Origin of the sequence: Streptomyces violaceorubidus, assembly GCF_000717995.1 — a bacterium.
Taxonomy (GTDB): Bacteria; Actinomycetota; Actinomycetes; order Streptomycetales; family Streptomycetaceae; genus Streptomyces; species Streptomyces violaceorubidus.
Map to the genome: position 1 here is coordinate 36334 of NZ_JODM01000013.1, position 12363 is coordinate 48696.

The window sequence follows — 12363 nt, forward strand, 5'->3', positions numbered from 1 at the left end:
CGGTACCTCAGCCCGCCGTCTCCCCGCCCTTCCGGGTGGGCGAGGCGGCGGGCTTCGCCGTCCGGGCGCCCGCCGCGGCCCGCCCCCCGGCGGTCGGGCGCGGCGCCGGCAGCGAGACGGGCACCCCGGGCCGGCGCAGCGCCCGCGCCACCGCCTCCCGCCGCCCGAGCCGCGTACCGTGCCGCACGCACTCCTCGTACCGCTCATCGCCGAGCCGGTCCCTCGACGCCGCCTCGCACAGCTCGTGGGGGGCGTTGTAGTACGCCGAGCCGAACAGCGGCAGCCCCACCGACGGCCACATGCGATCCGCCGCGCCCTGCAACACCGCCGCCTCCGCCGCGTCGCCCTCCGCCACCGTGACCAGGGCGAGCAGCTCCACCGCCAGCACCGAGCCCAGCTGGTCGCGGAAGCGGTGCGCACTGCCCAGGCAGTCGGCCAGCAACTCGCGGGCGCGCACCGGCTCGCCCTCGCTCCAGGCCGCGTAGGCCAGCACGTACAGGGCGTACCCCCGCGCCCAGCGCTCCCCGTGGTCCTCGCACACATGGCGCACGTCCTCGCACAGGCGCACCGCGTCCGGCAGGTCGCCCTGGAACGCCCGGGTCATCGCCAGCTCCACCTGGCCCATCAGCACATTGCTGTTGAGCTCGCCGATCTCCCGGTAGCGGTGCAGCGCGGAGCGCAACAGCCGCTCCGCGCGCGGCATGTCGTCGGCCACCAGCGCCAGACAGCCGGTGCGGTGCTCCGCGTAGGCCACCGCCGTGGGGTTCGCCGAGCGCTCCGCCTCCTGGCGGCACTCCTGGAGCGCCGCCAGCGCGGCCACCGTGTCGCCCTGGAGGATCGCCACGTAGGCGAGCACCCACAGCGCCTTCAGCCGGGACTGCTCGCCCGCCGTCGGCTCTGCGTCCAGCCGCACCGCCTGCTCCAGCCAGTGCCGCCCCTCCGCCAGCCGACCGCAGCCGACCCAGTGGAACCACAGGGCGCCCGCCAGGTACTGGCCCAGGTGGGCGCCGTCCGGCTCGTCCAGGCAGTGCTCCAGGGCGCCGCGCAGATTCGGCAGCTCGGCGTCCACCCGCGCCGCGACCTCGCCCTGGCGCGGCGAGAACCACTCCAGCTCGCACCAGGTGGCCAGGCCGACGTACCAGTCCCGGTGCCGCCGCCGCAGCCGGACCGCGTCGCCGGTGGCCTCCAGCCAGTCGGCGCCGTACGCCCGTACCGTGTCGAGCATCCGGTAGCGCACCCCGGCCGGGGACTCCTCGCGGGTCAGCACGGACTGCGCGAGCAGCGCGGAGAGCACGTCGAGCACGTCGTCGGCCGGCAGTCCGTCCCCGCTGCACACGTACTCGGCGGCGTCCAGGTCGAAGGGCCCGGCGAACACCGAGAGCCGCGCCCACAGCAGCCGTTCCGGCGGGGTGCACAGCTCGTGGCTCCAGCCGATGGCCGTGCGCAGCGTCCGGTGCCGGGGCAGCGCGGTGCGGTCCCCGCCCGTCAGCAGCCGGAACCGGTCGTCGAGGCGCCGCAGCACCTGCCCCGGCGACAGCGCGCCCAGGCGCCCCGCCGCCAGCTCGATCGCCAGCGGGATGCCGTCCAGGCGCCGGCACAGCTCGCGCACCTCCCGCTGGTCGGCGTCCGGGTCGGCGGCGTAGCCGCAGGTGACGCTCCGCTGCCCGGCCCGGACCGTCAGCAGCTCCATCGCCTCCTCCGTGCCCAGCGGCGCCAGCGCAAAGAGCCGCTCCCCGGCCACGCCCAGCGGTCTGCGCCCCGCCGCCAGCACCCGCAGCCCCGGGGCACGGGCGAGCAGGTCGCTGACCAGCGCCGCGCAGGCGTCCACCAGGTGCTCGACGCCGTCCAGGAGCAGCAGCAGCTCCCGCTCGGCCAGGTGCGCGAGCAGCGTCTCGCGCGGGAGCCGGGTCGTGTGGTCGGTCAGACCCAGCGCCTCCACGACCGCGTAGTCGACGAACTCCTCGTCCCGCACCGGCGCGAGTTGCACCCGCCACACCCCGTCCCGGGGCGAGCGGCGCGCGGCCGCCCGCGCTGCCAGCCGGGACTTGCCGACGCCACCGGTGCCGGTGACGGTCACCAGCCGGGCCGAGTCCAGCGTCCGGGCCAGCTCCGCCAGTTGCGCCCCCCTGCCCACGAACGTGTCGAGCTCCAGCGGGAGGTTGCCGTTCGGGATGCCGTCGCGCCGATGGTCTCGCATGAAACACGGAGCGTACTGAACCGTATTCACTCCGTACAATCGGTGCGCCGAACTCCACCGCACCGCGCCGCGCGCGACGGGGAATCCGGTACGGAGCCGCGCGCCCGGCGCGATAGGCTCGGTGCACGACTTTCCCGATGTCCGATCACGTCTTCAAGGGAGCGGGTGCACACAGTGTCCGGTGGCGAGGTGGCCGGGATCCTGGTGGCCGTCTTCTGGGCGATCCTGGTCTCCTTCCTCGCCGTCGCACTGGCGAGGCTGGCCCAGACGCTCAGGACGACCACCAAGCTCGTGGCGGACGTGACCGACCAGGCCGTCCCGCTGCTGGCCGACGCCTCCGCGGCGGTGCGCAGCGCGCAGACCCAGATCGACCGGGTCGACGCGATCGCCTCCGACGTCCAGGAGGTCACCTCGAACGCCTCCGCGCTCTCCACCACCGTGGCCTCCACCTTCGGCGGCCCGCTGGTCAAGGTCGCGGCGTTCGGGTACGGCGTGCGCCGGGCACTCGGCGGTCGCAAGGAGGACATGTCCGCCCCCGCCGCCCAGGCGCGGCGTACCGTGATCGTGGGCCGCACGCTCCCGGCCGCGCGGCGGACGAAGCGGAAGAAGGGCTGACCGAGCGATGTTCCGCCGTACGTTCTGGTTCGGCACCGGCGTGGCCGCCGGTGTGTGGGCCACCACCAAGGTCAACCGGAAGCTCAAGCAGCTCACCCCCGACAGCCTCGCCGCGACCGCGGCGAACAAGGCGCTGGACGTGGGCACCCGGGTCAGGGACCGCGCGGTGGGCTTCGCGCTCGACGTCCGCGACAACATGGCCCAGCGGGAGGCCGAACTGGACGACGCGCTGGGCCTGAACGCCCCCGTCGACCGTGAACTGCCCGCCCTGAGGCACCACACCGCCATCGAGAACAGCAAGGACCCGAAGTACGTCGTCGACGACCACGCGACGTACTCGTACAACCGGAATGAGGACCACTGATGGAGTCGGCCGAGATTCGTCGCCGCTGGTTGAGCTTCTTCGAGGAGCGCGGTCACACCGTCGTCCCTTCGGCGTCGCTCATCGCGGACGACCCGACTCTGCTCCTCGTCCCGGCCGGCATGGTGCCCTTCAAGCCCTACTTCCTGGGAGAGGTCAAGCCGCCCTTCGACCGGGCGACCAGCGTCCAGAAGTGCGTGCGCACGCCGGACATCGAAGAGGTCGGCAAGACCACCCGCCACGGCACGTTCTTCCAGATGTGCGGCAACTTCTCCTTCGGCGACTACTTCAAGGAAGGCGCCGTCAAGTACGCCTGGGAGCTGCTCACCAGCCCCCAGGACAAGGGCGGTTACGGCCTCGACCCCGAGCGCCTGTGGATCACCGTCTACCAGGACGACGACGAGGCCGAGCGCATCTGGCACGACGTCGTGGGCGTCCCCTCCGAGCGCATCCAGCGCCTCGGCAAGAAGGACAACTACTGGTCCATGGGCGTCCCCGGCCCCTGCGGCCCCTGCTCCGAGATCAACTACGACCGCGGCCCCGAGTTCGGCGTCGAGGGCGGCCCCGCCGTCAACGACGAGCGGTACGTGGAGATCTGGAACCTCGTCTTCATGCAGTACGAGCGGGGCGAGGGCATCGGCAAGGAGGACTTCGAGATCCTCGGCGAGCTGCCGAGCAAGAACATCGACACCGGTCTCGGCCTGGAACGCCTCGCGATGATCCTGCAGGGCGTGCAGAACATGTACGAGATCGACACCTCCATGGCCGTCATCAAGAAGGCCACCGAACTGACCGGTGTGGCCTACGGCGACGCCCAGGCCTCGGACGTCTCCCTGCGCGTGGTCACCGACCACATGCGCACCTCCGTGATGCTCATCGGCGACGGCGTCACCCCCGGCAACGAGGGCCGCGGCTACGTGCTGCGCCGCATCATGCGCCGCGCCATCCGCAACATGCGCCTGCTCGGGGCCACCGGTCCCGTCGTCAAGGACCTGATCGACGTCGTGATCGGCATGATGGGGCAGCAGTACCCCGAGCTGATTACCGACCGCGAGCGGATCGAGAAGGTCGCCCTCGCCGAGGAGAACGCCTTCCTGAAGACGCTGAAGGCCGGCACCAACATCCTCGACACCGCCGTCAGCGACACCAAGGCCGCCGGTGGCTCGGTCCTCGCCGGTGACAAGGCGTTCCTGCTCCACGACACCTGGGGCTTCCCGATCGACCTCACCCTGGAGATGGCCGCCGAGCAGGGGCTGTCCGTGGACGAGGACGGGTTCCGGCGCCTGATGAAGGAGCAGCGGGAGCGCGCCAAGGCCGACGCCCAGGCCAAGAAGACCGGCCACGCCGGTGCCGGTGCCTACCGGGAGATCGCCGACAAGGCCGGCGCCACCGACTTCGTCGGCTACACGGACACCGAGAGCGAGTCCACGATCGTCGGCATCCTCGTCGACGGAGCGTCCTCCCCGGCCGCCACCGAGGGCGACGAGGTCGAGATCGTCCTGGACCGCACCCCGTTCTACGCCGAGGGCGGCGGCCAGATCGGCGACACCGGCCGGATCCGGGTCGACACCGGCGCCGTGATCGAGATCCGCGACTGCCAGAAGCCGGTCCCGGGCGTGTACGTGCACAAGGGCGTCGTCCAGGTCGGCGAGGTCACCGTCGGTTCCAAGGCCCAGGCCTCCATCGACGACCGCCGCCGCAAGGCCATCGCCCGCGCCCACTCGGCGACCCACCTCACCCACCAGGCGCTGCGCGACGCCCTCGGCCCGACGGCCGCCCAGGCCGGTTCCGAGAACCAGCCCGGCCGCTTCCGCTTCGACTTCGGCTCGCCGTCCGCCGTGCCGACGGCCGTGATGACCGACGTCGAACAGAAGATCAACGAGGTGCTCGCCCGCGACCTCGACGTGCGCGCCGACGTCATGGGCATCGACGAGGCCAAGAAGCAGGGCGCCATCGCCGAGTTCGGCGAGAAGTACGGCGAGCGCGTGCGCGTCGTGACCATCGGCGACTTCTCCAAGGAGCTGTGCGGCGGCACCCACGTGCACAACACCGCCCAGCTCGGCCTGGTCAAGCTGCTCGGCGAGTCGTCCATCGGCTCGGGCGTGCGCCGCATCGAGGCCCTGGTGGGCGTGGACGCCTACAACTTCCTCGCCCGCGAGCACACGGTCGTCGCCCAGCTCCAGGAGCTGATCAAGGGCCGCCCGGAGGAGCTGCCGGAGAAGGTCTCGGCGATGCTCGGCAAGCTCAAGGACGCCGAGAAGGAGATCGAGAAGTTCCGCGCCGAGAAGGTCCTCCAGGCCGCCGGCGGTCTCGCCGACTCCGCCAAGGACGTGCGCGGCGTGGCCCTGGTGACCGGGCAGGTCCCGGACGGCACCACCGCCGACGACCTGCGCAAGCTGGTCCTCGACGTGCGCGGCCGCATCCAGGGCGGCCGGGCCGCCGTCGTGGCGCTGTTCACCACGGTGAACGGCAAGCCCCTCACCGTCATCGCCACCAACGAGGCGGCCCGCGAGCGCGGCCTCAAGGCCGGTGACCTGGTCCGCACCGCCGCCAAGACCCTCGGCGGCGGCGGTGGCGGCAAGCCGGACGTCGCCCAGGGCGGTGGCCAGAACCCGGCCGCCATCGGTGACGCCGTTGACGCCGTCGAGCGCCTCGTGGCGGACACCGCCAAGTGAGCACGCCCGAGAAGGGACAGGCGGACGGCCCGGTGATGCGCCGCGGCCGCCGCCTGGCCGTCGACGTCGGTGACGCCCGTATCGGGGTGGCGTCCTGCGACCCCGACGGGATCCTCGCCACTCCGGTGGAGACCGTCCCCGGCCGCGACGTCCCGGCCGCGCACCGGCGCCTGGGGCAACTGGTCGCGGAGTACGAGCCCGTCGAGGTCGTCGTCGGTCTCCCGCGCTCCCTCAAGGGGGGCGAGGGCCCGGCCGCGGCCAAGGTCAGGCGCTTCGCGCAGGAGCTGGCCAAGGGCATCGCGCCGGTCCCGGTCCGGCTGGTGGACGAACGCATGACGACGGTCACCGCCAGCCAGGGGCTGCGCGCCTCGGGAGTGAAGTCGAAGAAGGGCCGGTCCGTCATCGACCAGGCCGCCGCCGTGATCATCCTCCAGCAGGCACTGGAATCCGAACGGGTGTCAGGCAGGCCACCCGGCGAGGGCGTCGAAGTGGTCATCTGATCGCGGTACGGTAACGTTCCGCGCGATGCGGAGGCATTCGAACAGCCACCGCACAGCAAGAGGCGGAACGGAAGCGGGCCCTTCGGCAAGGGCCCCGGTCCCCGTCGCCTCGCGGCTCTAGGGGATCGATGACTGAGTATGGCCGGGGCCCAGGCTCCGAACCGTGGCATCCGGAGGACCCGTTGTACGGGGACGGCGGATGGGGCGGACAGCAGGCCCACGCGGGTCAGCAGTCCCCCTACGGCGGCCAGCCGCAGCAGTATCCGGAGCAGCAGGCGCAGCAGGGTTACGGCGACTGGAGCAACGGAGGCCAGTCGTCGTACGGCGGCGGCCAGCCGCAGTACGACCAGTACGGCCGTCAGCACCCCGAGCCGCAGTACGACCAGTACGGTCAGCAGCAGTACGACCAGCACCCGTACGGCGGACAGCAGTACGACCAGCAGTACGCGCCCCAGGCCCAGCCCCAGCCCCAGCAGGGTTACGACAACGGTGGCTGGGGCAGCGGGGCACAGCCGCAGGCGCAGTACCCGGCCGACCCGTCCGACCCCTACGGACAGCAGACCGGCGGCTACGGCGCCGAGCAGCCCGACTTCTACGGCACGCCCGAGGCGTACCCGCCGCCGGAGCCGCCCACCCGCCGGCGCGCCGAGCCCGAGCCGCAGCGCACCGACTGGGACCCCGGGCCGGACGAGGGCGAGCACGCCTTCTTCGCAGGCGGGGACGGTGAGGACGAGGCGGCGGACGACGGCCGCGAGGCTCCCCAGGACCGCAGGTCCCGGGGCGGCGGCAAGCCCAAGAAACGCCGCAGCGGATGCGCCTGCCTGGTGGTCTGCCTGGTGCTCGGCGGCGGCGTGGCGGGTGTCGGCTATTTCGGTTACCAGTTTTACCAGGATCGTTTCGGCACGGCCCCGGACTTCGCGGGCGACGGCAACGGCGAGCAGGTGACCGTCACCATCCCCAAGGGGGCGGGCGGCTCCACGATCGGCCAGGAACTCAAGCGGCAGGGCGTGGTGAAGAGCGTCGACGCCTTCATCGCCGCCCAGCAGAGCAACCCCCGCGGCAAGAGCATCCAGGACGGCGTGTACACGCTGCAGAAGGAGATGTCGGCCGACAGCGCGGTCGAACTCCTGCTCAGTCCGAAGAGCCGCAGCAACCTGATCATCGCCGAGGGCAAGCGCAACGCCGACGTCTACAAGCTCATCGACAAGCGCCTCGGAGTGAAGAGCGGCACCACCGCCGAGGTCGCCAAGTCCGACTACAAGGACCTCGGCCTGCCCGACTGGGCGCTGAACCACAAGGACGTGAAGGACCCGCTGGAGGGGTTCCTCTATCCGTCCAGCTACTCGGCGGCCAAGGGGCAGAAGCCCGAGGACGTGCTGAAGCAGATGGTGGCGCGCGCCAACGAGCAGTACGAGAAGATCGGCCTGGAGGAGAAGGCGGAGGGCCTCGGCCTGGAGGGGCCGTGGCAGTTGCTCACCGTGGCGAGCCTCCTGCAGGCGGAGGGCAAGACCCACGACGACTTCCGCAAGATGTCCGAGGTCATCTACAACCGGCTCAAGTCCTCCAACACCGAGACGAACCAGAAGCTCCAGTTCGACTCGACGTTCAACTACCTGATGCGCCAGAGCAAGATCCACATCAGCGTGTCCGAGATCCAGACCAACCCGGACCCGTACAACACCTACTACCACCGGGGCCTGCCGCCCGGACCCATCGGCAACCCCGGCGAAGAGGCCCTGCAAGCGGCGCTCAACCCCACCGAGGACGGCTGGATCTACTTCGTGGCGACCGACGGCGTGCAGAAGACCGAGTTCGCCAAGACCCACGCCGAGTTCCTGAAGCTGAAGGACAAGTTCGATGCCAGCTCCCGCGACTGACCGGCGCCGGGCCGCCGTACTCGGCTCCCCGATCGCCCACTCCCTCTCCCCGGTGCTGCACCGCGCCGCCTACGCGGAGCTGGGCCTCGCGAACTGGACCTACGACCGCTTCGACGTCGACGAGGCGGCGCTGCCGGCTTTCGTCGAGGGGCTGGGGCCCGAGTGGGCGGGTCTTTCGCTGACCATGCCGCTCAAGCGCGCCGTGATCCCGCTGCTCGACTCGGTCAGCGAGACCGCGGCCTCGGTGGACGCGGTGAACACCGTCGTCCTCACCGAGGACGGCCGCAGGACCGGTGACAACACCGACATCCCCGGCATCGTCGCCGCCCTGCGTGAGCACGGCATCGAGAAGACCGAGACCGCCGCGGTCCTCGGCGCCGGCGCCACCGCCTCCTCCGCGCTCGCCGCGCTGTCCCGGATCTGCACCGGCGAGATCGCCGTCTACGTGCGCAGCGCGGCCCGCGCCGACGAGATGCGGGGCTGGGCCCAGCGGCTGGATGTCGACGTGCGCATCGCGGACTGGACGGACGCCGAGGAGGCCCTGCGCGCCCCGCTGGTCGTGGCCACCACGCCGGCCGGCGCCACCGACGCCCTCGCCGCCGCGGTCCCCGAGCGGCCGACGACCCTCTTCGACGTGCTCTACGACCCCTGGCCCACCGCGCTCGCCGCCCGCTGGTCGACGTACGGCGGTGCCGTCGTCAGCGGGCTCGACCTGCTGCTCCACCAGGCGGTGCTCCAGGTGGAGCAGATGACCGGCCGGTCTCCCGCGCCGCTGGCCGCCATGCGAAAAGCGGGGGAGCGCGCGCTCGCGGATCGTTAGGTCCCCTCCCGGTTCCGCAGGGGCGAGCGGGAGGGGTGCGGATCACGGTGCTCGCCCCGATCGTGCTCGCCGTCGTCGCGAGCCGGGTGGTCGAGGCGCGGCACGGGCAGGCACCGGCGCCGATCACCTCGGACCCTCGGCGCCGCCGCGGCCGAGGGAGCGCGGCGCGGGACTTCCTCGGTGCGTTCGCCCCGGCTCCGCCTCGGCGGCGGGGCGACCGATCCGCCCGACGCCGCCCGGGTCGGCGTGCGCGTCGCGTCGGCGCGTCCGTCCGCGCGTCCGTCCTCGCGTCCGTCAAATGGACCGCCGACCGGGTCGGGCGGCCGAACGTGGGAGGATCGGAGGCGGCGGACCGGGGCCGCGCACCCGGTCGGACCGTCCCGTACGCGGAGAAGACGCGTACGCGGGGCATACCGGGGCGCGAGCACTGAGGAGCACCGTTGAGCAGGTTGCGCTGGCTGACCGCGGGGGAGTCCCACGGTCCCGCACTCGTCGCGACGCTGGAGGGACTGCCCGCCGGCGTGCCGATCACCACCGAGATGGTGGCGGACCACCTGGCGAGGCGGCGGCTCGGCTACGGTCGCGGTGCGCGGATGAAGTTCGAGCGCGACGAGGTCACCTTCCTCGGAGGCGTCCGGCACGGTCTGACCATGGGCTCCCCGGTCGCCGTCATGGTCGGCAACACCGAGTGGCCCAAGTGGGAGCAGGTCATGGCGGCCGACCCGGTGGACCCGGAGGTGCTGGCCGGCCTCGCGCGCAATGCCCCGCTGACCCGGCCGCGCCCCGGTCACGCGGACCTCGCCGGCATGCAGAAGTACGGCTTCGACGAGGCCCGGCCGATCCTGGAGCGCGCCTCCGCCCGGGAGACGGCGGCCCGTGTCGCGCTGGGCGCGGTGGCCCGGTCGTACCTGAAGGAGACGACCGGCGTCGAGATCGTCAGCCATGTCGTCGAGCTGGCCGCGGCGAAGGCACCGCGCGGTGTGTACCCGACGCCGGCCGACGTGGAGAGGCTGGACGCCGACCCGGTGCGCTGCCTGGACGCGGACGCGTCGAAGGCGATGGTCGCCGAGATCGACCAGGCCCACAAGGACGGTGACACCCTCGGCGGTGTCGTCGAGATCCTCGCCTACGGTGTGCCGGTGGGCCTCGGCTCGCACGTCCACTGGGACCGCAAGCTCGACGCGCGCCTCGCGGGTGCCCTCATGGGCATCCAGGCGATCAAGGGCGTCGAGATCGGCGACGGCTTCGAGCTGGCCCGCGTGCCCGGGTCGCAGGCCCACGACGAGATCGTCGGCACGCCGGAGGGCATCCGCCGGGTCTCCGGCCGCTCCGGCGGTACCGAGGGCGGCCTCACCACCGGTGAGCTGCTGCGGGTGCGCGCCGCGATGAAGCCGATCGCGACCGTGCCGCGCGCCCTGAAGACCGTGGACGTGACCACCGGCGAGGCCGCGCAGGCCCACCACCAGCGCTCCGACGTGTCCGCCGTGCCCGCCGCCGGGATCGTCGCCGAGGCCATGGTGGCCCTGGTCCTCGCCGACGCCGTGGCGGAGAAGTTCGGCGGCGACAGCGTGACCGAGACCCGCCGCAACGTGCGGTCCTACCTCGACAACCTGGCCATCCGATGAGCGCACCACTGATCGTCCTGGTCGGCCCGATGGGGGTCGGCAAGTCCACCGTCGGGCAGCTGCTCGCCGAGCGGCTGGGCACGGGATACCGGGACACGGACGAGGACATCGTCGCCGCCCGCGGGCGGACCATCGCCGAGATCTTCGTGGACGAGGGCGAGGCGGCCTTCCGGGCCCAGGAGAAGGAGGCCGTGCGCAGCGCGCTCGGCGAGCACGACGGCGTCCTCGCCCTCGGCGGCGGCGCGATCCTGGATGCCGAGACCCGCGCGCTGCTCGCCGGACAGCGGGTCGTCTACCTCTCGATGGACGTCGAGGAGGCGGTCCGGCGCACCGGCCTCAACGTCGCGCGTCCGCTGCTGGCGGTCAACCCGCGCAAGCAGTGGCGCGAACTGATGGAGGCCCGTCGGCACCTCTACGAGGAGGTCGCCACGGTCGTCGTCGCCACGGACGGCCGCACGCCGGACGAAGTCACCCGAGCCGCCCTGGACGCACTGGAGTTGAAAGAGACATGAGCGAGGCAGTCACCCGGATCCAGGTCGGCGGCACCGCCGGGTCCGATCCCTACGAGGTCCTGGTGGGCCGTCAGCTCCTGGGTGAGCTGGGCGGGCTGATCGGAGACAGGGCGAAGCGGGTCGCGGTGATCCACCCCGAGGCGCTCGCCGAGACCGGTGACGCCCTGCGCGCCGACCTCGCCGAACAGGGCTACGAGGCGATCGCCATCCAGGTGCCCAACGCGGAGGAGGCCAAGACCGCGGAGGTCGCCGCCTACTGCTGGAAGGCGCTCGGCCAGTCCGGGTTCACGCGGACCGATGTCATCGTCGGGGTCGGCGGCGGTGCCAGCACCGACCTGGCCGGCTTCGTGGCCGCGACCTGGCTGCGCGGGGTGCGCTGGATCGCGGTCCCCACCACCGTGCTGGCCATGGTGGACGCGGCCGTGGGCGGCAAGACCGGCATCAACACCGCCGAGGGCAAGAACCTGGTCGGCTCCTTCCACCCGCCCGCCGGTGTCCTGTGCGACCTGGCCGCCCTGGACTCGCTGGCGGTCAACGACTACGTCTCCGGGCTGGCCGAGGTCATCAAGGCCGGCTTCATCGCCGACCCGGTGATCCTGGACCTGATCGAGTCCGACCCGCAGGCCGCGCGCACCCCGGCCGGACCGCACACCGCCGAGCTGATCGTGCGTTCCATCGAGGTCAAGGCCGAGGTCGTCTCGTCCGACCTCAAGGAAGCGGGCCGCAGGGAGATCCTCAACTACGGCCACACCCTCGGCCACGCCATCGAGAAGAACGAGCGCTACAAGTGGCGCCACGGCGCCGCCGTATCGGTCGGCATGCACTTCGCCGCCGAACTCGGCCGCCTCGCGGGCCGCCTGGACGACGCCACCGCGGACCGCCACCGCAGCATCCTCGAAGCGGTCGGGCTGCCGTTGCACTACCGCTACGACCAGTGGCCCAAGCTGGTCGAGAACATGAAGGTCGACAAGAAGTCCCGCGGCGACCTGCTGCGCTTCATCGTCCTGGACGGCCTCGCCAAGCCCACCGTGCTGGAGGGCCCCGACCCGGCCGTCCTCCTCGCCGCCTACGGCGAGGTGGGCGAGTAGTACCCCGGTGCGCCGTTCCGCCCGATTCACCGTGCGGGACGGGCACTTCGGGCCGCCCCCGGCCGTTCACCAAACGACGGCCGGGGGCGGTAC

At 72.3% G+C, this 12363-nt stretch carries 10 protein-coding genes; 9 read left to right on the forward strand and 1 reads right to left on the reverse strand.

Going from position 1 to position 12363, the window contains the following annotated elements; all coding sequences use genetic code 11:
* Positions 1-7: 7 nt before the first annotated feature.
* The gene (locus IE94_RS0117535; protein ID WP_030185026.1) at positions 8-2197 is read right to left on the reverse strand and encodes an ATP-binding protein; all 2190 of its coding nucleotides are present in this window, start codon (positions 2195-2197) and stop codon (positions 8-10) included.
* A gap of 165 nt (positions 2198-2362) precedes the next feature.
* On the opposite strand from IE94_RS0117535, the gene IE94_RS0117540 reads away from it, so the two are divergent.
* The 9 genes from IE94_RS0117540 (at position 2363) to aroB (ending at position 12270) form a co-directional block, all read left to right on the forward strand.
* Positions 2363-2812 carry a DUF948 domain-containing protein gene (locus IE94_RS0117540; RefSeq protein ID WP_076973493.1) on the forward strand — a complete coding sequence of 150 codons (450 nt, stop codon included), beginning with the start codon at positions 2363-2365 and terminating at the stop codon, positions 2810-2812.
* 7 nt (positions 2813-2819) lie between these two features.
* Positions 2820-3176 (forward strand): hypothetical protein, encoded by a 357-nt coding sequence (locus tag IE94_RS0117545; protein ID WP_030185032.1) that lies wholly within the window; start codon positions 2820-2822, stop codon positions 3174-3176.
* Positions 3176-5848 (forward strand): alanine--tRNA ligase, encoded by a 2673-nt coding sequence (alaS, locus tag IE94_RS0117550; protein WP_030185036.1) that lies wholly within the window; start codon positions 3176-3178, stop codon positions 5846-5848. Before IE94_RS0117545 ends, alaS begins: the two co-directional genes overlap by 1 nt.
* Before the next feature lie 35 nt (positions 5849-5883).
* Complete coding sequence (gene ruvX, locus IE94_RS0117555; RefSeq protein WP_209441073.1) at positions 5884-6348, forward strand: Holliday junction resolvase RuvX; 465 nt, start codon at positions 5884-5886, stop codon at positions 6346-6348.
* Between the two features lie 128 nt (positions 6349-6476).
* Entirely contained in the window at positions 6477-8225 is a 1749-nt protein-coding gene (gene mltG, locus IE94_RS0117560) for an endolytic transglycosylase MltG (RefSeq protein WP_037922882.1), read from the forward strand.
* Positions 8206-9045, forward strand: coding sequence for a shikimate dehydrogenase (locus IE94_RS0117565; protein ID WP_030185044.1), 840 nt, complete (start codon positions 8206-8208; stop codon positions 9043-9045). Before mltG ends, IE94_RS0117565 begins: the two co-directional genes overlap by 20 nt.
* 440 nt (positions 9046-9485) lie before the next feature.
* Complete coding sequence (aroC, locus tag IE94_RS0117575) at positions 9486-10670, forward strand: chorismate synthase (protein ID WP_030185049.1); 1185 nt, start codon at positions 9486-9488, stop codon at positions 10668-10670.
* Entirely contained in the window at positions 10667-11182 is a 516-nt protein-coding gene (locus IE94_RS0117580) for a shikimate kinase (protein WP_030185052.1), read from the forward strand. Before aroC ends, IE94_RS0117580 begins: the two co-directional genes overlap by 4 nt.
* Positions 11179-12270, forward strand: a complete 1092-nt coding sequence (gene aroB / locus IE94_RS0117585; RefSeq protein WP_030185055.1) for a 3-dehydroquinate synthase — start codon at positions 11179-11181, stop codon at positions 12268-12270. Before IE94_RS0117580 ends, aroB begins: the two co-directional genes overlap by 4 nt.
* Positions 12271-12363: the final 93 nt, after the last annotated feature.